Annotated in this window: 20 protein-coding genes and 1 tRNA gene; 7 read left to right on the forward strand and 14 right to left on the reverse strand. The window is 66.5% G+C overall.

The features are described 5' to 3' along the window. Window positions 1–23 precede the first annotated feature (23 nt). The 9 genes from argH to IEY69_RS14095 all read right to left on the reverse strand — a co-directional run bounded on the left by argH (window position 24) and on the right by IEY69_RS14095 (window position 6918). A complete protein-coding gene (gene argH, locus IEY69_RS14055) occupies window positions 24–1421 on the reverse strand; it encodes an argininosuccinate lyase (protein WP_189073781.1) in 1398 nt (465 codons plus the stop codon). A gap of 34 nt (window positions 1422–1455) precedes the next feature. Next, window positions 1456–1644: a hypothetical protein gene (locus IEY69_RS14060; protein WP_189073782.1), complete on the reverse strand. Its 189-nt coding sequence runs from the start codon at window positions 1642–1644 to the stop codon at window positions 1456–1458. After that, window positions 1641–2105: a GNAT family N-acetyltransferase gene (locus IEY69_RS14065; RefSeq protein ID WP_229783972.1), complete on the reverse strand. Its 465-nt coding sequence runs from the start codon at window positions 2103–2105 to the stop codon at window positions 1641–1643. The genes IEY69_RS14060 and IEY69_RS14065 overlap by 4 nt, the downstream gene beginning before the upstream one ends. Beyond that, window positions 2102–2584 (reverse strand): GNAT family N-acetyltransferase, encoded by a 483-nt coding sequence (locus tag IEY69_RS14070; protein WP_229783973.1) that lies wholly within the window; start codon window positions 2582–2584, stop codon window positions 2102–2104. Before IEY69_RS14070 ends, IEY69_RS14065 begins: the two co-directional genes overlap by 4 nt. Further along, complete coding sequence (locus IEY69_RS14075; RefSeq protein WP_189073783.1) at window positions 2581–3072, reverse strand: GNAT family N-acetyltransferase; 492 nt, start codon at window positions 3070–3072, stop codon at window positions 2581–2583. The genes IEY69_RS14070 and IEY69_RS14075 overlap by 4 nt, the downstream gene beginning before the upstream one ends. A 2-nt stretch (window positions 3073–3074) precedes the next feature. Then, window positions 3075–4301: an argininosuccinate synthase gene (locus IEY69_RS14080; RefSeq protein ID WP_189073784.1), complete on the reverse strand. Its 1227-nt coding sequence runs from the start codon at window positions 4299–4301 to the stop codon at window positions 3075–3077. Between the two features lie 291 nt (window positions 4302–4592). Continuing rightward, complete coding sequence (locus IEY69_RS14085) at window positions 4593–5156, reverse strand: hypothetical protein (protein WP_189073785.1); 564 nt, start codon at window positions 5154–5156, stop codon at window positions 4593–4595. An 87-nt stretch (window positions 5157–5243) separates the two neighbouring features. Further along, window positions 5244–5720: a hypothetical protein gene (locus tag IEY69_RS14090; protein WP_189073786.1), complete on the reverse strand. Its 477-nt coding sequence runs from the start codon at window positions 5718–5720 to the stop codon at window positions 5244–5246. Between the two features lie 73 nt (window positions 5721–5793). After that, a complete protein-coding gene (locus IEY69_RS14095) occupies window positions 5794–6918 on the reverse strand; it encodes a pyridoxal phosphate-dependent aminotransferase (protein WP_189073787.1) in 1125 nt (374 codons plus the stop codon). A gap of 163 nt (window positions 6919–7081) precedes the next feature. On the opposite strand from IEY69_RS14095, the gene IEY69_RS14100 reads away from it, so the two are divergent. The 4 genes from IEY69_RS14100 (at window position 7082) to carB (ending at window position 13090) form a co-directional block, all read left to right on the forward strand. Next, a complete protein-coding gene (locus IEY69_RS14100; RefSeq protein ID WP_189073788.1) occupies window positions 7082–8152 on the forward strand; it encodes a GGDEF domain-containing protein in 1071 nt (356 codons plus the stop codon). Between the two features lie 59 nt (window positions 8153–8211). After that, a complete protein-coding gene (locus tag IEY69_RS14105; RefSeq protein ID WP_189073789.1) occupies window positions 8212–9282 on the forward strand; it encodes a GGDEF domain-containing protein in 1071 nt (356 codons plus the stop codon). 34 nt (window positions 9283–9316) lie between these two features. Then, complete coding sequence (locus IEY69_RS14110) at window positions 9317–9934, forward strand: LysE/ArgO family amino acid transporter (protein WP_229783974.1); 618 nt, start codon at window positions 9317–9319, stop codon at window positions 9932–9934. A gap of 84 nt (window positions 9935–10018) precedes the next feature. Continuing rightward, window positions 10019–13090 (forward strand): carbamoyl-phosphate synthase large subunit, encoded by a 3072-nt coding sequence (gene carB, locus IEY69_RS14115; RefSeq protein WP_189073791.1) that lies wholly within the window; start codon window positions 10019–10021, stop codon window positions 13088–13090. A gap of 143 nt (window positions 13091–13233) precedes the next feature. On the opposite strand, the gene IEY69_RS14120 is transcribed toward carB, so the two are convergent. Next, complete coding sequence (locus IEY69_RS14120; RefSeq protein ID WP_189073792.1) at window positions 13234–15183, reverse strand: ATP-binding protein; 1950 nt, start codon at window positions 15181–15183, stop codon at window positions 13234–13236. A gap of 249 nt (window positions 15184–15432) precedes the next feature. Between IEY69_RS14120 and IEY69_RS14125 the strand changes: the two genes are divergently transcribed. After that, window positions 15433–15624 carry a hypothetical protein gene (locus tag IEY69_RS14125; RefSeq protein WP_189073793.1) on the forward strand — a complete coding sequence of 64 codons (192 nt, stop codon included), beginning with the start codon at window positions 15433–15435 and terminating at the stop codon, window positions 15622–15624. Continuing rightward, window positions 15602–16003, forward strand: coding sequence for a nucleotidyltransferase (locus IEY69_RS14130; protein ID WP_189073794.1), 402 nt, complete (start codon window positions 15602–15604; stop codon window positions 16001–16003). Before IEY69_RS14125 ends, IEY69_RS14130 begins: the two co-directional genes overlap by 23 nt. A gap of 7 nt (window positions 16004–16010) precedes the next feature. Here the strand turns inward: IEY69_RS14130 and IEY69_RS14135 are convergent, their stop codons facing one another. From IEY69_RS14135 to IEY69_RS14150, 4 genes are all read right to left on the reverse strand, one after another. After that, complete coding sequence (locus IEY69_RS14135; RefSeq protein WP_189073795.1) at window positions 16011–16748, reverse strand: glycosyltransferase family 2 protein; 738 nt, start codon at window positions 16746–16748, stop codon at window positions 16011–16013. A 115-nt stretch (window positions 16749–16863) separates the two neighbouring features. Then, window positions 16864–18771 (reverse strand): biosynthetic arginine decarboxylase, encoded by a 1908-nt coding sequence (speA, locus tag IEY69_RS14140; RefSeq protein WP_189073796.1) that lies wholly within the window; start codon window positions 18769–18771, stop codon window positions 16864–16866. 206 nt (window positions 18772–18977) lie between these two features. After that, window positions 18978–19053, reverse strand: a tRNA-Asp gene (locus IEY69_RS14145). A 49-nt stretch (window positions 19054–19102) separates the two neighbouring features. Continuing rightward, window positions 19103–20134: a GGDEF domain-containing protein gene (locus tag IEY69_RS14150; RefSeq protein ID WP_189073797.1), complete on the reverse strand. Its 1032-nt coding sequence runs from the start codon at window positions 20132–20134 to the stop codon at window positions 19103–19105. A gap of 168 nt (window positions 20135–20302) precedes the next feature. Here IEY69_RS14150 and IEY69_RS14155 point away from each other — a divergent pair, with 168 nt between their 5' ends. After that, window positions 20303–21310, forward strand: a complete 1008-nt coding sequence (locus IEY69_RS14155; protein WP_189073798.1) for a serine hydrolase domain-containing protein — start codon at window positions 20303–20305, stop codon at window positions 21308–21310. The last annotated feature ends 17 nt before the right edge of the window (window positions 21311–21327 follow it).

The following is a 21327-nucleotide window of genomic DNA, read 5'->3' on the forward strand; positions in this document are numbered from 1 at the left end:
GGGGGACGGAACGGAATCGGGAGTCAGGAGTTCAGGCGCGTCCTGGCCTGCTCGATGGCCTCGCGGACGCGGTGCGGGGCGGTCCCGCCGAAGCTGGCGCGGCCACGGACGCTCTCCTCGACGGTCAGGGACTGCGCGACCTCCGCGTTCAGGAGGGGGTGCGCGGCGCGCAGTTCCGCGTCGGTCAGGTCCCACAGCTGCCGCCCGCTGCGGCTGGCGACGCCGACCAGTCCGCCGACGACCTCGTGCGCCTCGCGGAACGGGACGCCCTGGCGGGCCAGGAAGTCCGCCACGTCGGTTGCGGTGGAGTAGCCGCGCGCGGCGGCGGCGCGGGTCACGTCGGCGTGCCAGACGGTCTTCGGCATCATCTCGGCGTACAGGCGCAGCACGATGCTCAGCGTGTCGTAGGAGTCGAACACGCCCTCCTTGTCCTCCTGGAGGTCCTTGTTGTACGCCAGGGGCGTGCCCTTCACGACCGTCAGCAGGCCCATGAGGTTCCCGAACACGCGGCCCGCCTTGCCGCGCGCGAGTTCGGACACGTCCGGGTTCTTCTTCTGCGGCATGATGCTGGAGCCCGTGGTGTGCGAGTCCGGCAGGGTGATGAACCCGAACTCGAACGTGGAGTACAGGATCAGCTCTTCCGACAGGCGCGACAGGTGCGCCGACAGGATCGCGCAGGCTGACAGGAACTCCAGCGCGAAGTCCCGGCTGCCCACCCCATCCAGGCTGTTCGCGGTGGGCCGCGCGAAGCCCAGCGCCGACGCCGTCGCGTGCCGGTCCACCGGCCAGGGCGTCCCCGCCAGAGCAGAGCTGCCCAGCGGCGACTCGTCCATCCGCTCGGCTGCGTCCCGGAAACGGCCCTCGTCCCGCTCCAGCATCGCCACGTACGCCATGAACCAGTGACTCAGCAGGATCGGCTGCGCCACCTGAAGGTGCGTGTACCCCGGCAGGATCACCTCGGATTCCAGGTGCTTCCCGGCCTCCGCGAGCATCACGGCGCGCAGCGCACGGGTCTTCTCCGCCAGATCCAGCGCGGCCTCCTTCGTGAACAGCCGGAAATCCACCGCCACCTGATCATTGCGGCTGCGGGCCGTGTGCAGCTTCCCGGCCACCGGCCCGATCCGGTCCCGCAGGGCCGCCTCGACGTTCATGTGAACGTCCTCGCGGTCCAGACGCCACTCGAAGTTCCCCGCGCGGATGTCCGCCAGCACGGCATTCAGTCCATCGGTGATCTGAGTAACCTCGTCGGCGGTCAGAATCCCGACCTGCCCCAGCATCGCCACGTGCGCCAGCGAACCGCGAATATCCTGCTCCGCCAGCCGCTGATCGAAGCCCACGGACGCGTTGAACAGCTCGACCAGCCCGTCCGTCGCCTCCGCGAACCGCCCACCCCAGAGTTTCTTATCCTGCGTATTCGTCATTGCATGTCCTTGTCTGCCGTGCTCTGAACCGACGTCAGTCGAGCGTGAAGGAGGAAAGCGAGTGCCAGAGCCAGACCAGCCCACTCCACGAGATGGTGGTCAGCCCCAGTGAGAGGAGGCGCTGGCTCCACGGCCGCAGCACGGCCGCCAGCACCAGCCCGAACCCGCCTGCGCCCAGAAGGGTCAACAACGCGAGCAGGATGAGCGGGGTGAAGATGCTCATGACGCTCCTACCGCTTTCACCAGTACCACCGGGGCGGGGCTGTCGGGGTGGGCGTGGGCGTAGGGTTCGTCGGTGACGGTGTACCCGAGCCGGTCGTAGAAGGGCAGCACGTCCAGGTTGAACTGGCTGACGGCCAGCAGCACGCGCCCGTAGCCGCCCATGCGGGCGACGTGTTCGACTTCGCGCACCAGGGCGCGGCCCACGCCGAGGCGGCGGGCCTGCGGGACGGTCGCGAGTTTGTTCAGGGTCAGGGTCCGGTCGCCGTCCGGGCGGTAGCCGACGCAGCCCAGCACCTCGCCTGCGCCCATGGCGAGGAACCCGCCGGAGCCGGGGGCCAGCAGGGACCGTTCCAGGTCAGCGGGCGTGGTGCGGGTCCAGCTGCTGCGGGGGTCCATTCCGGCGGCCATCATGACGGCGTGGAAGGCGGGGATGTCGTCCGGGTTCACGGGGCGCAGCGTCACAGCGTGCCTCCCGGGATCAGGAGTTTCAGTTCGGCCTGCGGCGTGAATCCCAGCGCCTCGTACGTGGGCCGCCCGGCGTCCGACGCGGTCAGGGTCACGATATCCACGCCCCGCGCGCGGCACTCCGCGAGCGCAGCCTGCATGAGGGCGCGGGCGAGCCGCTGGCCCCGGTGCGCGGGCTGCACGTACACGTTCAGCACGTACGCGCGGGTCGTGGCGGCGGTGTCGGCGTTCGGGGGGAAGTCGGTCCAGAGGATGCCCGCCCCGGCCACCACCTCTCCCCCACCCTCGACCAGCAGGCCGGTATAGGTGCCCGCCGCGAGGGTCCGGGCGTGCCACGCCACCCCGGCGTCGTGCACGGCGGCCAGCCGCGCGGGGTCGCTGCCCATGTCCACGAACATCGCGTCCCGCTGCGCCTGAACGAGCGCCGCGTCGGCGGGCGTGGCGAGGCGCAGGGTGAACCCGGCGGGCAGGGTCACAGCGCCGCCTCCCGCAGGTTCAGGCGGTACTCGGGGGCCTTTGCCGGCGTGAAGCCCATCCGTTCGTACACCCCGGCGCCCATCACGGACGCGTTCAGGTTCGCGCTGCCGATCCCGTCGGCCTGCGCCATCCGCAGCGCCGCGCGGGTCACGGCGGACGCCAGCCCCCGCCCGCGCTGCTCCGGCACGGTGTATACCCCCTGAATGTGCGCGCGCCGCCCGGACGGATCGCCGGGGGTGGGCACGGTCGGGAAGACCATCAGGCCCGCGCAGGCGACCGCCTGTCCATCCACTTCCGCGATCACGGCGCGGTAGCCCCCCTGCGCCACAGCGCCCGCGAAGTGCGCCGCCCAGAAGGCCTCCGTGCCGTCCTCCAGCGGGGCGCCCATGTCCTGAAACATCAGCACCCGGAAGCGGGCCAGCAGCGCCGCGTCCGCCGGGGTGGCCGGGCGCAGGGTGCAGTCGTGGGGCAGGGCGGCGTCCGTCACGGTCAGACCTGGGCGGGTTCTTTCGCGTCGGCTTTGGCTTTCACGCGGGCCTGGACGCGCATGCGCAGGGCGTTGAGTTTGATGAACGCGCCGGCGTCGTGCTGGTTGTAGTCGCCGCCCGCCTCGAAGCTCACGAGGTCCTTGTCGTACAGGCTCTGGGGGGCCTTGCGTCCAGCGACGATGACGTTCCCGCGGTACAGCTTCAGGCGGGCGGTGCCGGTCACGCTTGAGGCGACGTGATCGAAGTACACCTGCAGCGCCTCGCGTTCGGGGGCGAACCAGAAGCCGTTGTACACGAGTTCGGCGTACTTGGGGCTCAGTGCGTCGCGCTGGTGCAGGACCTCGCGGTCGAGGGTGAGGCTCTCGACGGCGCGGCGGGCGTGGTACAGGACGGTGCCGCCGGGCGTTTCGTACACCCCGCGTGATTTCATGCCGACGAAGCGGTTCTCGACGAGGTCGAGGCGGCCCACGCCGTGCTTCCCGCCCAGTTCGTTGGCTTTGGCCAGCAGGGCGGCGGGCGACAGTTTCTCGCCGTTGATGGCGACCGGGTCGCCGTTCAGGAATTCGATTTCCACGTATTCGGGTTCACTGGGGGCCTCGGTGGGGTCCACGGTGAGTTTGAACATGTGGGCGGGCGGTTCGGCCCAGGGGTCCTCGAGGATGCCGCCCTCGTAGCTGATGTGCAGGAGGTTCGCGTCGGTGCTCCAGGGGTCCTTCTTGGTGGTGGGGACCGGGATGCCGTGTTCGTGGGCGAAGGCTTCGAGGTCGGCGCGGCCCTGGAAGGTCCAGTCGCGCCAGGGGGCGACGGTGACGATGTCGGGTTTCAGGGCGTAGGCGGTCATCTCGAAACGCACCTGGTCGTTGCCCTTGCCGGTCGCGCCGTGCGACACGGCCACCGCTCCTTCCTTCTCGGCGATCTCGACCATCTTCTTGGCGATCAGCGGGCGGGCGATGCTGGTGCCGAGCAGGTAGTAGCCCTCGTACAGGGCGCTGGTGCGGAACATGGGGAACACGTAGTCCCGCACGAACTCTTCACGCAGGTCCAGCGCGTAGGCGGCGACGGCGCCGGTGTTCAGGGCCTTGACGCGGGCTTCCTCGACCTCGTCGCCCTGGCCGAGGTCGGCGGTGAAGCAGACCACGTCGTAGTTCTTCTCCGTCTGGAGCCATTTGAGGATGATGCTGGTGTCCAGGCCGCCGCTGTACGCGAGCACGATCTTGTCTTTGGTCATGGTTTGATTCTCTCCTGTCTGCGTGAAGGGGGTGCAAGGGGCAGCACAAGACCTCCCGGCGTGAACGCGCCGCCTGTGAGCCCCGGGGTGGGGTCAGGCGGTCGGTGTCAGCGTCGGGAGGTCAAGGTCTGCATATGCATGTATGGTTATACGCAATTTGCGTATAGCTATGCACAGGAGGCTAGCAGGGCCAGCCCGGGGGGTCAAGGGACGTGTCCAGCCCAGCCGCACCGGGGCAACAGAAAGGAGCCGCCCGCAGGCGACTCCCGTCAGAGCAGAGATGCAGCGGGCTCAGCGCAGCGTGTACGTGAAACCGATGCGGGGCTTGATGAACGCGCCGTTGATCGAATCACTGACGCTGGTCGAGCCGCTGCTGGCGTTCAGACGCAGGAAGGAGGGGCCGCCCGCCAGCTCGGCGAAGGCGTTGAACCCGGGGGCCACCGCGAAGCGCACGCCGGCCAGCAGGGTGGGGTTGATGGCGGTCAGGCGGACGCTGGTCGTCACGCCGTTGCTGGTGGCACTGTCGGACACGGTGTTGAAGCCCAGGCCGCCCCCCAGGTAGACGTCGGCCTCGCCGGTGGTCATCACGGAGCGCAGGTAGGTGAACTCTCCGCCGAAGCCCAGCTTCTCGCTGTCGTAGAGGTTGGGCAGCAGTTCCAGTTCAGCGCGCACGGCGGACACGGCGTCCAGGTCGTAGGTGTAGCTCAGGCCCACACCGAAGGAGCCGTCGGACTCGATGGAGTCGCCGTCGGCCTTGTAGAAGCCCTTGTTGTACGTGCCGCTCAGGCCGAGGCTGTCGGCGGCGGCGAAGGAGGCGGATCCCAGCAGGGCTGTGGCGATCAGAAGATTTTTCACGCGGATGAGCATAGGGGCGGACCTTCATGAAAGCAAACGAAACTGACCGCCCCGTACGGGGCGGTCAGTGACGGCTCTCCCGTCCGTTCAGGGCAGACGGTAGTTCAGACCGATGCGGGCGCTGCTGCCGAAGTAGACGCCGCTGGTGTTCGTGCCGCCGATGGTCAGCACCGGGCCGACGCTTCCTTCCACGAAGAAGCTCAGGGGATCGGTGACGTTGTAGCGCAGGCCCAGGGTGCCGTGCGGGTAGACGGCCACGCCGCTGCCGTTGCCGAGCGAGACGCCCGCGCCGATGCCGAGCCCGTAGTAGGGGGTCAGGCCGCCCAGGGCGGAGCCGGTGCCGGTAAAGTCACCCAGGTAGTCCACGCTGCCGCCGATGGTCAGGCGGTTGAAGTTGAAGGACGTGGCGTCCAGGTTCAGGCCGTAGCGCATGGCGCTGGAGCCGGTCAGGTCGGTCTGGTAGTGCAGGGTGGCGCCGGAACCGATCGAACCCCCGATGTACGAGGCGGCCGAAGCGCCGGACAGGGCGGACAGGGTCAGGAGGCCGAGCAGGGTCTTCTTCATGTCCCGGAGCATAGATGCCGGTTCGGTTTTTCCATAAGGGACAATCCCTTACAGAACGCTGATGTCACGTTTATTACAATCTCACCGTCTGATCAGCCTGACTCAGGCGGGCGAGTGCGACGTCCAGGTCGGCGTCGGACTTGCAGAACGCCCAGCGCGTCAGACCGGCGGGCGCCGCGTGCTGCGCGTAGAACGCCTCGCCAGGAATGACCGCCACCCCCGAATCGATCAGGCCCTCGGCGGTCCAGGTGGGATGCAGCGCCGTCAGGAAATACGTGCCGCGCGGCTCGAACACCGTCGCGCCCAGCGCCCGCAGCCCCGCCGCGAGACGCGTCATGCGCGCGCCGTAGGTCTCCCGCAGGCCCGCGTAGAAACCGGACTCGCGCGCGGCAGGCAGCGCTGCGGCCACGGCCGCCTGCAGCGGCGCGGGCGCGCTGAAGCTCGTGACCTGCCGCAGTCCCAGCACGCCGGGCGTCTGGCCGGGCGGGGCAACGATCCAGCCCACACGCCACCCGGTTGCCTCCAGCCGCTTCCCGGCGCTGCCCACCGTGAAGGTCCGCTCGGGTGCCAGGGACCGCAGGGACGTGGGGCGCGGCCCGAAGTACAGCTCGTCGTACACCTCGTCACTGACGATCCACAGGTCATGCTGCCGGGCCAGCGCCACGATCCCGGCCAGTTCCGCGTCGGTGAAGACCGTGCCGGTCGGATTGAACGGGCTGTTCAGCAGCAGTGCCCGCGTGCGCGGCGTGACCGCCGCCGCCAGCGCACCCAGATCGAACTGCCAGCCCCGCGCCGGGTCCAGCGTCATGGGGACCGTCACGCCGCGCGCGCCTGCCAGCGCCACCTGCGGCAGGTACACGTCGAACACGGGTTCCAGCATCAGCACCTCGTCACCAGGTCCCGCCAGGGCCAGGGTCAGGAGGTGCAGCGCCTCAGTCGCGCCGCATGTGACCGTCACGTCCGCGCCGTCCACACCCAGATCCGCGCCCAGCGCGTCGCGCAGCGCCGGCAGGCCCGCCGGGGGCGCGTACTGGTCGAACCGGCCCAGCGCCCCCCGCGCCGCGCCCAGCAGGAACTCCGGGGGCGCCGCGCTGGGAAACCCCTGGCCCAGGTTCACCGCGCCCCGCTGCGCCGCCAGACGGCTCATGCGGGCAAAGACGCTCTCCTGTGCAGCGGCGCGTGGGTGCAGGTGGGGCATGCGTGCAGTCTGCACCCGCCCCGCCCGCCCGGGCCTCCCCGATGCAGACAGCCCCCGGCAGGCTGCCTGCGCCCCCACCCCCCCCATCGGGCCGAAAACCGCACAAGGACCCGCTGACCCGTGAGTTCCCGTTCAGACGCGGCCGCCGAAAATACCGGGATTCATGCTGACCGTCCGCGTCCCCCCAGGCAGTCCGGAAGCCCAGTACCGCCGGGCCGGGCTGCTGATCGTCATGATCTGCCTGCTGCTCACGACCGCCGCCACGCTGCTGCTCAGCGGCCCGCTGCAGGTCGGGCGGACCGACCAGCTGCTGCTGGGGCTGATGCTGCTGAAGAACGCCGCGTTCATCGCGTGGCTGTGGCGCGTGCCAGGGCAGTTTCAGCTGGTCGGCGCGCTGGAACTGACCGGGGAGGTCCTGGCCGGGCTGTACCGCATGCACGACGTGCTGCTGGTCGATCACACCGCGCACGGCCTGAGCGGCTACTCGTACTGGCTGGCGCTGCCGTACCTCGTGGCGTCCCTGACCCTCCCGGCAGGTGCAGCGCTGGCGGCGGTCACGCCGTACCTGCTGGGCCTGGGCGGCCTGGGCGTGGCGTACTGGCTGGCGCCGGGCGTGCCGGACGCCCTGCGCGACGACAACGCGAACGCGTGGCTGCAGATGCTGCTGATGCACACGACGTTCATGGCGGTCATCACGCTGCAGCAGCAGCTGCGCCGTCGCTACGCGCACGCGGTGGCGCTGGCCGAACGGAAGTCCGCGCAGGCGCTGCTCGACCCGCTGACCGGCCTGCCCGGACGGCGCGCGCTGCACGACCTGCTGGACAGCGCGCCGGACGGCCTGAGCGTCGTGTACTTCGACCTGGATCACTTCAAACGCGTGAACGACACGTACGGGCATGATGTGGGCGACGACGTGCTGCGGCACGTGGCGCGCGCCGCGCGGGCCAGCGTCCGCGCCGGGGACCGCGTGGGCCGCTGGGGCGGCGAGGAGTTCCTGATCCTCGTGCGTGGCGACGCCGCGGTCGCGGCGCGGGTGGCCGGGCGGCTGCGCGCGCACCTGCACGCCCACCCGCACCCGGTCGCGGGTCCGGTGACGCTCAGCTGCGGGGTGGCGCAGCGGCATCCGGGCGAGGACATCAGCCACACGCTGCGGCGGGCCGATCAGGCGCTGTACGCCGCCAAACGCGCCGGGCGCGACACGGTGGAACTGGCGGCCCCGCCCGGCGCGGCCTGAATGGCGTTCATGGCGCGGGTGGTCAGCCCCCTGTCAGTCCGCCTGCCTAGCCTGAACATATGACCTGGAGTGCTGCCCCCGCCCCCCTGAGTGACGCGGAATTCGCGTTCCGGCGCGGCAGTCTGCTCACGGTGCTGGGCGCGGTGCTCGTGGTGTGCCTGATCACCCTGAGCGTGCAGGCGCACTGGCACTTCAGTTTCAACGATCAGCTCATGCTGATGCTGCTGGGCGTGAAGAACGCCGCGCTGTTCACGTGGCTGTGGCGTTCACCCGGCGCGTTCCGGCTGGTGGGCCTGATCGAACTGGCCATTCAGGCCGCGACGGTCCTGATCCGGCTGTACATCCTCCTGCACACCGCTCCCGGCTATCACGGGCTGGGCGGGTACGCCGTGTGGATGATCTTCGCGTACATCGTGGCGTTCATCGTGCTGCCGGCCCGGCAGGCACTGATCTTCAGTGGCGGGGTGTTCGCGGCGCTGCTGGGCATCATTGCCGCGTACGCGCTGGACCCGGCGACCGATCCGGTCATGCGGGTGGGGCTGGGCAACCCGCTGCTGCAGACGACGCTGATGCACGCGACGTTCATCGCGCTGCTGGGCTGGCAGCAGCACCTGCACGGGCAGTTCGTACGGGCGCTGTTCACCGCGCGGCGCGAGGCGACCCTGGCGCACCTGGACGACCTGACGGGCCTGCCCAACCGCCGTCAGCTGGGCCGCTGGCTGGCGGGCGGCCTGGAGACCGGCGAGCCGCTGAGCGTGATCCTGCTGGACCTGGATCACTTCAAGCGCGTGAACGACACGTACGGGCACGACGTGGGCGACGACGTGCTGCGGCACGTGGCGGGCCTGCTGCGCCGCAGCGTGCGCAGTGGGGATCAGGTGGGCCGCTGGGGGGGCGAGGAGTTCCTGATGCTGGTCCGCGGGGACCTGGGGGCCGCGCAGACGGTCGCGCAGCGGCTGCGGGCCCAGCTGGACGGCGCGCCGCACCGGCAGGCGGGGTCAGTCACGGTCAGCTGCGGGATCGCGCCGGCCCGGTCCGGGGAGGCCGCGCACGAGCTGCTGCGCCGCGCGGATGAGGCGCTGTACGCCGCCAAGCGCGCCGGGCGGGACGCGGTCGAGATCGCCGCCTGACAGGCGTCTCACCGCTGGCGCTACAGTCGGCGCTGTGCCTCCCCTGCTGCGCGGCCTGAGTCTGGGCCTGTCCCTGATCGTGGCGATCGGCCCGCAGAACGCGTTCGTGCTGCGCCACGGCCTGACCCGCCGGTTCGCGCTGCTGGCGGCACTGGCCTGCGCGCTGTGCGACACGCTGCTGATCACGCTGGGCGTGCTGGGCGTGGGCGGGCTGCTGGCGGGTCACGCGGCGCTGGTGGTGGCCGGGACGGTGGTGGGCGCGGCGTTCCTGACGTGGTACGGGCTGCGGGCGCTGCGGGGCGCGTGGGTGGGCGGCGCGGCCCTGCACGTCAGCGGGGCGGGCGCGGGCACGCCCGGCGCGGTGGTGGGCACGGCGCTGGGCTTCAGCCTGCTGAACCCGCACGCGCTGCTGGACACGGTGGTGCTGATCGGCGGGGCCAGCGCGGGCCTGGGAGGCGGGGCGCGGCTGGCGTTCCTGGCGGGCACGGTCCTGGCGTCCTGGGCGTGGTTCTTCACGCTGGCGCTGGCCGGGCGGGCGCTGGCGCCGGTGATGGCGCAGCCCGGCGCGTGGCGGGTGCTGGACGCCCTGATCGGCGTGACGCTGCTGGTCACGGCCGTGGGGCTGCTGCTGGGTCTGCGCGCCGACCGGTAGAGGGTGGAGTGTCCGGAATGACTGCATAAGTTTGCATGCCGGTTACCTTTTGCGGGGCGGGGCGTGTTAGGCTCATTCTCTGGAATGCCTAAGCGTACTGACCTCCAGACCATCCTGATTCTCGGCAGCGGCCCCATCCAGATCGGGCAGGCAGCCGAGTTCGACTATTCCGGCACGCAGGCCCTCAAGGCCCTGAAGAAGGAAGGCTACCGGGTGGTGCTGGTGAACAGCAACCCCGCGACGATCATGACCGACCCGGACCTGGCGGACGCCACGTACCTGGAACCCCTGACGCCCGAGTTCGTGCGCCGCGTCATCGAGAAGGAACGCCCGGACGCGCTGCTGCCCACCCTGGGCGGCCAGACGGCCCTGAACCTCGCCATGGACCTGAACGCCGACGGGACCCTCGCGGAGTTCGGCGTGGAACTGATCGGCGCGAACGCCGCCGCGATCCGGAAGGGCGAGGACCGCGAGGAATTCCAGGCGGCCATGAAGAAGATCGGCGTGGAAACCGCGCGCGGGCAGATGGTCCACTCGATGGAGGAAGCCGTCGAGTACCAGAAACAGATCGGCCTGCCCATCGTGATCCGCCCCTCCTTCACGCTGGGCGGCACGGGCGGCGGCATCGCGCACACCTACGAGGAATTCCTGGCGATCACCGAGGGCGGCCTGCGCGACAGCCCCGTCACCAGCGTCCTGCTGGAAGAAAGCATCCTGGGCTGGAAGGAGTACGAGCTGGAGGTCATGCGCGACCACGCCGACACGGTCGTGATCATCACCAGCATCGAGAACTTCGACCCGATGGGCGTCCACACCGGCGACAGCATCACGGTGGCGCCCGCGCAGACCCTCAGTGACGTGGAGTACCAGCGGTTGCGCGACCAGTCCCTGGCGATCATCCGCGAGATCGGCGTGGACACCGGCGGCAGCAACATCCAGTTCGCCGTGAACCCGAAAGACGGCCGCGTGATCGTCATCGAGATGAACCCCCGCGTCAGCCGCTCCTCAGCGCTGGCCAGCAAGGCGACCGGCTTCCCGATCGCGAAGATCGCCGCGCTGCTCGCGGTCGGGTACCACCTCGACGAACTGAAGAACGACATCACCCTGAGCACCCCCGCGAGCTTCGAGCCGAGCATCGACTACGTCGTCACGAAGATCCCCCGCTTCGCGTTCGAGAAGTTCCCAGGCACGCCCGACGCCCTCGGTACCCAGATGCGCTCGGTGGGCGAGGTCATGGCCATCGGCCGCACCTTCAAGGAAAGCCTCCAGAAGGCCATGCGAAGCATCGAGTCCGACGTGCGCGGCGCGTTCGCCGCCATGTCGATCGAGGACCTGCGCGGGCTGCTGTACGGCAACCCCCGCCGCCTGGAAGCCGTGCTGGAACTCCTGCGCCGCGGCGAGACCACGAGCGACCTGTTCGACGCGACGAAGATCGACCCGTGGTTCCTCAGCCAGCTGAAGGAGATCATCGACGCCGAGACCGAGATCACGCAACTGGGGCCCATCGGGGAGTGGAAGTACGAGATTTGGCGCGAGGTCAAACGCCTGGGCTTCAGCGACGCCCGCATCGGCGAGATCGTCGGCCTGAGCGAACTCGACGTCCGCGCCCTGCGCAAGGAAGCCAAGGCCGTGCCGGTGTACAAGACCGTGGACACCTGCGCCGCCGAGTTCGAAGCCTTCACGCCCTACCACTACTCAACGTACGAGTGGGAGGACGAGGTCCGCAGCACCGACAAACCCAAGGTCGTCATCCTGGGATCGGGCCCCAACCGCATCGGGCAGGGCGTCGAATTCGACTACGCCACCGTCCACGCCGTCTGGGCCCTCCAGGAAGCCGGGTACGAGACCATCATGGTCAACAGCAACCCGGAAACGGTCAGCACCGATTACGACACCGCCGACCGCCTGTACTTCGAGCCCCTGACGTTCGAGGACGTCATGAACATCGTCGAGCACGAGAAACCCGTCGGCGTGATCGTGCAACTCGGCGGGCAGACGCCCCTCAAGCTCGCCAGGCGACTCGCGGACGCCGGAGCCCCCATCATCGGTACCAGCCCCGAAACCATCCACGAAGCCGAGGACCGCGCCAGCTTCAACGCCCTGTGCGAACGCCTCGGCCTGCCCCAGCCCAAGGGCAAGGTCGCGGAAACCCCGGATCAGGCCGCCGCCCTGGCCACCGAACTCGGCTTCCCGCTCATGGCCCGCCCCTCCTACGTCCTGGGCGGCCGCGCCATGCGCACCGTCCGCAGCATGGACGAACTCACCACGTACCTCAGCGAGGTGTACGCCGCCGTCGAAGGGCAACCCAGCATCCTCCTCGACCAGTTCCTTGAGGGCGCGCTGGAACTCGACGTGGACACCCTCTGCGACGGGGAAACCGCCGTCGTCGCGGGCATCATGGAACACGTCGAAGCCGCCGGCGTCCACTCTGGGGACAGCGCGTGCATCCTCCCGCCCGTCACCCTGGACCCCGCCATCCTGGCGCGCGTCAAGGCCGACACGGAACGCCTCGCGCTGGAACTGGGCGTCAGGGGCCTCATGAACGTCCAGTGGGCCATCAAGGACGGCACCGCGTACATCCTCGAAGCGAACCCACGCGCCAGCCGCACCGTTCCGTTCGTCAGCAAGGCCGTGAACCACCCCCTCGCCAAGAGCGCCGCCCGCATCGCCGTCGGCCACACCCTGGCGCAGATCGGCCTCACCGCGACGCCCACCCCACCCATGTACTCCGTGAAGGAAGTGCACCTGCCGTTCCTGAAATTCAAGGGCGTCATCCCCACCCTCGGCCCCGAAATGAAAAGCACCGGCGAGAGCATGGGCATCGACACCGACCCCTACCGCGCGTTCTACCGCGCGCAGATCGGCGCGAAAAACAACCTCCCCACCAGCGGCACCGCCCTGCTGCTCGGCGACGGACTGGACGACATCGCCGCCCAGCTGCAGGCGGCAGGCCTGACCGTCACCCGCCAGCAGACCGACCAGCTGCCCGCCCTGCTGATCGACGTGACCGGCAGCGAGTACCTGCGCACCGCGCTGGAACGCGGCGTGCCCATCGTCAGCACCAAAGAAGCCGCCGAATGGACTGCCAAGGCGATTGCCGCCGCTAAGGATGACGCGCTGGGCGTGAAGAGCTTGCAGGAATGGGTGAACGCCTGAGACGATCCTACCAGTCTGATTTTCCTAGCGGATCATTGAGTCCGCTAGGAAAATCAGACTAGGAATAAAAAACAGCTACATCTCTAATTGAGATTTCTCCATAGCGCGCTCTTCAAATCTATCTATCGAATTTTGCATAGAAGCTACGAAAGGTAATCTTCTAAAACAAGCTTAATATTTCTGGAAGATATTCTTAAAGCATCCATCTCTATTGGACTAACGTCTTTTGCGTGTGCATCCTGCCTATTATTATTGATTGTGTCTATAAATATCAGCATACTATTTTTACTTATCTGATTTCTTTTTTCTCCACTTTCCAAAAACTTGAAATCATCCCAATACTTATTAATTATCTCGCGCAAATTTAATAAATATAACCTGCTTTGCAATATATCGTCAGCATCAATGCCGACCAGTTTTTCTCTATCTTTCTCAGGCACGGCAGCGAGAACTTTTTTTATCCAGCCATCCTTTCCATATTTATATTTCAGCGTTGCTTTGATAAATTTTCTGAGGAGTGGCTCTATCGTATTCCTGATCGCAGTTATATCTTGCCAATCAGACATTATGTCAGTGTCATCCTTGATTTTTCCTGAAAGTCTATTCGACAAGTATTTCATGATGAGATTTATTTTTATCTGAAGAGAATCACTATCAATTATCCGATAATTTTTCAAATGACTCACGTATTCGGGATGCTTTCTCGCAAGATCCGCAAACACCTCAGTTTCTCCCTGGGATAGCCACTCAAGCATGCTATATTCATTGGGGTACCATTTTTCTAATACGAAAATGATATGTGTAGCAAATCTATATAGATCGCTTTCAATACTAGATATATGGCTCTTTACATAAGACTCAGTAATAATTATATCGCCACTGTCAGGAGAATCATATTTTTGAAATAGTCTACTACAGGCAAGTCGAATCAATAATGGGTGGCCACCGAATCTTTCATTTATAAATATTTTTGAATCATCGTCGAAATCCACACCCATATAACTTCCAATTGTATCTATCATTAAACCTGATTCTGAATTTGAGAATTCAGGCATATACATGACAGAAACCATACTAAACAGCGGATTGTCAATTTCTCCTATGTGCGACGTTTCTACAACCGAAGCGTTGACCCCAGAAACTAAGTACGAAAGCTTACTTTTGTTCTCGATCTGAATAGATCTCAGTGTTTTCCACAACTCTATGAAATCATTATTCCAATGGTCAGCGGAAGCAATCCCTGGACATATGTGCTCTATCTCATCGAATGCCACAATATACCGCTTCCCATCATCCATCTTTCTAATAAAATTACCAAACCTCTTAGCTCCGTTCTCCTCGTTAAACTTTGATTTGATGTTATTGCCCATACGGATGCTAATATCTTCTAGAACCTCCCACCACCTCATTCTATACAAAGCAGCGTTCTGAAGATCAATATAAACAATTTTGGCATCTCTATACGTACCGATAATTTTTTCGCACCTCTTGATTAGCGAGGTTTTGCCCATTTTTCTTAACCCAAATATTCCAATGTTGTTGCCCCTTCTCAGTCTATCAGAAACATCTTTAGTGAAATCCTGTCTGCCGAAGTAATAAATATCCTCCGAAACCGGATCAGAGATATCAAATAGATCCTTAAATTGCCGATACTTCTTGATCTGTCGTTCAACACAGTGTCCTTCAGAATCTTCCAGTACTGCTTCGTTCATAAAAGGAATGATAATATTTAATTGATCCATGCGATTATTAAAATCCTGCGTTTCTTTTTCGAAAATCTCACCCGATCCCGTTACAAATAATAGAACCGGGTCCACCCGAGTAATTCCTACTTCTCGCCTAACCCTTTCAGCTTGATCCAAAAGCCTAGGGAACAATGTGTTATATTTTGTAATTATTAAAAGGATCTCTCGGTCTTTTGAGAAAAGTCTTTGCCCATCTCCAGCAGGCTTTAGCAAAATGGCAGTGAATTTTGATTTTCCGGCGTATTTTTTCGCCCATGTGATACTAAAAAACGGCAAAAACTTTTCTAGCATGCTCTTGTTCGTTCTGTACTCGACAGATTCGATGACACTCGCCGCAACTATTCCCATAACTAAACTATAGACAGATTTTTAAGTTCTGCAAGCAGAATCTGCCCCACCACACTACTCATGGGCAAACGGTCTCACCTCGCCTCCAAAACAGTCACAGTATTCTTTATCGAAACAAATTTTTTGAACCCTGTTTTTACAAAGAAAATCTGCTTCTGCTGGGGCGCGGGGTAGTGACGGGGGGCGGACTGAGCCAAAAAGCCAGAACCGCCCCTCTCCCCCATCGACACCCCTGTGGGATACTGCGTCATGACCCTCCGCCGCACCCTGACGCTCACCACGCACGCGGACGCCGCCCGCGCCGACCGGGAAGCGAACTGGGCGAAAACGCCCCAGGAGCGACTGGCGGAAGTGGAATTCCTGCGCGCGCAGAGGTACCCCGGTGGAACTCCCCCCAGACTTCAAAGAGTTATTGAGTTTGTTGAACGCCCACGGCGTTAAGTACCTGCTGGTGGGCGGGTACGCGGTCGGCGCGCACGGCTTTCCCCGGTACACGGGCGACCTTGACCTGTTCTACGGACTGGGCGCGGAGAACACCTCGCGGCTGGCGGACACACTGACGGAATTCGGGTTGCCCGTGACCGCTGCTGAGATTGACCGGGAGAACGTGATGTTCCGCATGGGCGTGAAGCCGATCATGGTGGAGTTCATGAGCGAGATCAGCGGCGTGCCGTTCGAGCAGGCGTGGCAGAACCGGGTGTCGTGGACGCTGGGTGACTTGACGGTGCCCATGATCTCCCTGCCTGACTTGCGGGTGAACAAGCGCGCGTCGGGGCGGCATAAGGATCTGGCGGACCTGGAGGAACTGCCCGAGGCTTAGCGTCGGTTCAGCTCAGTGCGAGTTCCGGGTCGCGCAGTGCGCTCAGGAAGTTATGCACGGGCAGGTCGGGCAGGTGGTGTTTGCGCCGGAAGGTGCGGAAGTTCTCGTCCACGGCGGGGTTGCGCTGGTCGCTGCTGCTGCCGCCTTCCACCTGCGTGATGCACGTGACGGTGGGGGTGGGCACGCGGGTCAGGGGCGTGTGCGGGTGCAGGCGCAGGTACCAGTCCCAGTCGTAGTAGTACGGCAGGGCAGGGTCGTACAGGCCGTGCTGGTCGTGCAGGTCGCGGCGGTACGCGATGGCGGGCATCAGGATGGGGTTCGTGCGGCGCAGGACGCTGGTGGTGGCGTCCAGGCCGAACGGGATGTCCTCCAGGGTTTCCGTGCCGCGCTGCACGCGGATCACGCCGTCGGTGTACGCGAATGCGGCGCCTGCGTGCAGGGGGGCGGTGACGGTCTGGAGGTGGTGGGGGTGCCACAGGTCGTCGTCGTCGAGCATGGCGATCAGGTCGCCGCTGGCGTGCGTGACGGCGTGGTTGCGGGCGTGGACGGCGCCGCGCGTGGGGGCGCGCAGGACGCTCAGGGGGAGGTTCAGGGTGTGGATGGCGTCCGGGAGGGGAAGGTCGCCGTCGTTCACGACGAGCACCTCGTGGGGCGGCTGGGTCTGTTCGGTGACGGTGCGGAGCGCGTTCATCAGCAGGTGCGGGCGGTTGTAGGTGGGGATGATGACCGTGACGCGGCGGAGCATGCCTGGAGTCTAGCGAGGTGGCGGGCGGGCGCGCTGCCCGTTCTGACCTCCGCTCCATTCAACGCGCGGGAGGCGGGCACGCACGCTGCGCCCCGCCTCCCGCGTCCTGCTTCACTCAGTTCTCGTATTCGAGGTACGTGTACCCGAGGAGTTCCTCGCCGTAGTCTTCGAGGAGTTCGTGTTCCTGTTCGTTGGTCAGGATGCCGTTCTTGATGGCGGCGTCGGCCTGATCTTCGATGCTGTCGCGGAGCATGGGTTCCTCGTAGCCCATCGATTCGATCATGCGCCGGGCTTTCTGGCCGCGGACGAACAGGTCGATGTGGAAGCGGCCGCCGGGGCGCAGGGTGACGTGCGCTTCGCTGACCTTCCCGAAGAGGTTGTGGGCGCTGCCGAGCACGTCCTGGTAGGCGCCCATGAGGAACACGCCCAGGTAGTAGGGTTTGTCGCCGGGTTCGTGCAGTGGGAGGGTGGCCTTGACGTCGCGCAGGTCGATGAATTTCTCGATCTTGCCGTCGCTGTCGCAGGTGATGTCGACCAGGGTGGCCTGCCGGGTGGGTTTCTCGTTCAGGCGGTCCAGCGGCACGATCGGGAACAGGGCCTGGATGGCCCAGTTGTCCGGGAGGCTCTGGAACAGGCTGAAGTTGCAGATGTACTTGTCCGCCAGGACCTTCTGCAGGTCTTCCAGTTCGTCCGGGACGTATTTCTCGTTCTGGATGAGTTTGGCGACCTTGCGCAGGATGGCGTTGAACAGCGCCTCGCCGCGGGCGCGGTCGGGCAGGGTGACGTAGCCGAGGTCGAAGAGGTTGTGGAGGGTCTGCTTGTCGCCGACGGCGTCGTTGTAGGACTCGCGGTAGTTCCGGGCGGTGATGTTCGCCAGGATGTCTTCCATGTCCTTGATGATCTGGTGGCTGTTCTCGTCGGCCGGGGCGAGGTCCTCGAGGTCGCGGGTGGGGCCGGTGACGTCCACGACCGGGAGGATCAGCACGGCGTGGTGCGCGGTCAGGGCGCGGCCGGATTCGCTGACGATGACGGGTTCGGGGACGCCTCTGGCCTTGCAGGTTTCCTGGACGGTGTACACGATGTCCGAGGCGTATTCCTGCACGGTGTAGTTCATGCTGGCGTAGAAGGTGGTCTTTGACCCGTCGTAGTCGACGCCGAGGCCGCCGCCGACGTTCAGGTACTTCAGTTGCGCTCCGGCGGCGATCAGGCCCGCGTACGTCTGCGTGGCTTCGCGCACGGCGACCTTCACGCGGCGGATGTCGGTGATCTGCGACCCGATGTGGGTGTGCAGCATGACCAGACTGTCGAGCATGTCCTCTTCACGCAGGCGTTCCACGACGCGCAGGAGTTCGTAGGCGTTCAGGCCGAACTTCGCCTGATCCCCGCCGGATTCCTCCCACTGGCCGCTGCCGCGCGCGTGCAGTTTGAAGCGCACGCCGATGGCGGGGCGCACGCCGAGCGCCTTGGCCTGCTTCAGGATGCGGTCGAGTTCGCTGTACTTCTCGATGGTGATGACGACGTTCTTCCCGAGGGTGCGGCCCCACAGGGCCAGCTTGATGAACCCGTCATCCTTGAAGCCGTTGCAGCACAGCAGCGCGTCGGGGTGCATGCGCTGCGCGAGGCACAGCGCGAGTTCGGCCTTGCTGCCGGCCTCCAGGCCGTGCGCGTAGTCGTACCCGGCGGCGGCGATGCTCTCGACGACCACGCGCCGCTGGTTGACCTTGATGGGGAACACGCCCTGGTAGTGGCCGGTGTACCCGTACTCGGCGATGGCCTTCCCGAACGCCTCGTTCAGGTGCTTCACGCGGCCGCTAATGACCTGCGGGAAGCGCAGGATGACAGGCAGGCTCTCGCCGCGGTCGACGATCTCATCGACGATGGCGCGCAGGGGGGCGTGCAGGCCGGGGGTGGGGGTGACCTCCACCTGGCCCTTGTCGGACACGCGGAACCACCCGCCCGACCAGTTGGGCACCTGGTACAGTTCGGCGGCGTCGGTGGTGGAAAAACTTGCTGGGGTCGTCATTGAGGGGCGTCCTCCTCCGGGAATGGGGATAGGCTCGCCGTGCGCGGGGTTCGGAGCGCAGCTCGCGGACGCCGTGCGAAACCGCGCGCATGATACGGCAAACGGCGCGCCCCGCGTGTATTTCGGGCCTTCATGTCGCCGCCCGGCCTTCATGGGCCTCAACGAGAGGAAGCGCAGCGGCGTTCACCGTGCGCTTCCTCTTCTTCTGGCGGTCCGGACGGGATTTGAACCCGCGACCTTCTGCGTGACAGGCAGATATGCTAACCGCTACACTACCGGACCAGCGGAGAGAAGGTTAACGGCCCGGCGCGCGCTTGTCAAGCCGTCCCGGTCAGTGGGCGGCCGCCCCGGCCGCGGTGGGCGCCAGGATCAGGCGGTCGCGCCCGGCGGACTTCGCGGCGCGCAGGGCCGCGTCGGCCCGTTCGAACGCCACCTGCAGGCTCTCGCCGCGTTCGGCGCGGGTCAGTCCGGCACTCAGCGTGACGCGCTGCCCGCCGCTGAACTGCCGCGCGGCGATCTCGCGCCGCACCTGCTCGACGAGGCCCGCGGCGTCGCAGGGGTCGGGCAGCAGCAGCACGAATTCCTCGCCGCCCCAGCGGTACGCCGCGCCGTGCCCGGCCAGGGTGTCCTGAATGACGTCCGCTACCGCCCGCAGCACCCGGTCCCCGGCGACGTGCCCGTGCGTGTCGTTCACGCGCTTGAAGTGGTCGATGTCCAGCACCGCGACGTGCTGCGCGCCGGTCGACGCGGGCCGTTCGTTCAGGGCGCGGCGGTTCAGCAGGCCGGTCAGCGGGTCGCGCAGGCGGTCGCGTTCACCGGCCTGGAACCGGGCGTTCATGCGGGCGAAGGTGCCCGCGTAGTACGTGACGCTCACGCTGATCAGCAGCACCAGCGCCGGCAGGTTGGTGGGGCCGCCGCCCGTCACGCCCTGCACCTGCCACCGCCAGCTGAGCAGGCAGACGCTCAGGGTCAGCGCGGCGTTCAGCAGGTACCCGGTCAGGGGCCGGTCGGCGAACAGCAGCGTCCACGCCATCAGGGTGGCCGGCGTGAGCAGCATGGCGACCATGACCTGCTCGGCGGTGCCCTGGAAGCTGGGCAGGTGGTTCAGGCTGCTCACCAGCAGCACGAACGCCACCGCGCAGGCCGCGAAGACGTGCCGCAGGACGTCGCGGCCCCGCGCGGGCAGCGAGGCGTGCAGCGCCGCGCCCAGCAGGGCCATGACCGTCAGGATGGGCAGCACCACGCCGCGCCCCTCGCCGCCCAGCATCAGGGCCACGGCCACGGCGGGCAGCACCACCCGGAAGTACAGGCGCCCCACCTGATCATGGAGCGGCACGGGTTCACTGTGGATGCGCTCAGGCATGAGAACTCCGGAGGCGGCGGGAGCTGATCCGCTGCCTGCAGCGTACGCCACGGGCCGTCGCGTGAATCTGACACGCCCCCCACCCCCGGAACATGAAGGGCGGCGGACGTGAAGGGCCGCCAAACAGCCACGCCCCGGCGGCGCGGCGGGGCAGGCTACGCTCGGGGCATGTTCCGCGACCCGCTGCGCGCCACCCTGCAGGACCTGGGTGCCGTGCTGGGCCGTGACCTGCGGGGCGGGAGGGCGCTGCTGCGCGCGGCGCTGGCGCGGGGGGGCGTGGTGGGCGCCGCGCGCAGGGACGCGCGGGTGGTGCGGGGCGTGGGCGGCGTTCCACCGGGCGGGGTGTTCGAACTGGCCAGCGTCAGCAAGCCGTTCACGGCGGCGCTGGCAGGCGCGCTGGTCGCGCGGGGGGCGCTGGACTGGCACGCGCCGGTCGCGGCGCTGGGTGGGCCGCTGCGGGGCGTGCCGCGCCACGTGACGGCGTGGACGCTGGCGACGCACACGGCGGGCGTGCCGCTGCACCCCGCGCGGGTGGGCGTGACGACCTTCACGCACTTCCATGATCCGTACGGGCCGATGACGCCGGGGGCGGTGGTGGGCAGCGTGCGCCGCTGGGCGCGCCCCGGGGGGCGGTTCCAGTACTCGAACCTGGGCGCGGGGCTGCTGGGCCTGGTGGGGGCGTGGGCGGCGGGCGAGGCGTTCAGTGCGGACGGCTACGCGCGGGCGCTGCGGCGCGAGGTGACCGGGCCACTGGGGCTGAACGTCGCACCGGGCCTCGCGGGGGACGTGGTGCGGCCCGGCGCGGGCCTGCTGGCGGGCGGGCAGGTGACGGGCTTCGGGCCGCTGGTGGGCGCCGGGGGCCTGTTCAGCTCGGCGGACGACCTGCTGACGTTCGGGCAGGCGCAGCTGGCCGGGCGCGTGGGGAGCGCGTGGCTGGACGCGCGGCGCGTGCCGGGCCTACCGCCCGGGGTGGCGGGGGTCGCGCCGGGCTGGTTCACGCGGGGCGAGCTGCCGGGCGGGGCGCGCTGGCATGACGGCGTGGCGCGCGGCACCCGCACGGGCCTGGGCGTGCACCTCGGGTCCGGGGCGGTGGTGGTGGTCCTGGCGCGTGGGGGCGTGCCGCTGCTCGGCTCGCGCGGCGCCGTGCCGCTGCTGCTGCAGGCGCTGCTGGACTGAGCAGGCGCTGCTGGACT

Source organism: Deinococcus sedimenti (assembly GCF_014648135.1).
Classification (GTDB): domain Bacteria; phylum Deinococcota; class Deinococci; order Deinococcales; family Deinococcaceae; genus Deinococcus; species Deinococcus sedimenti.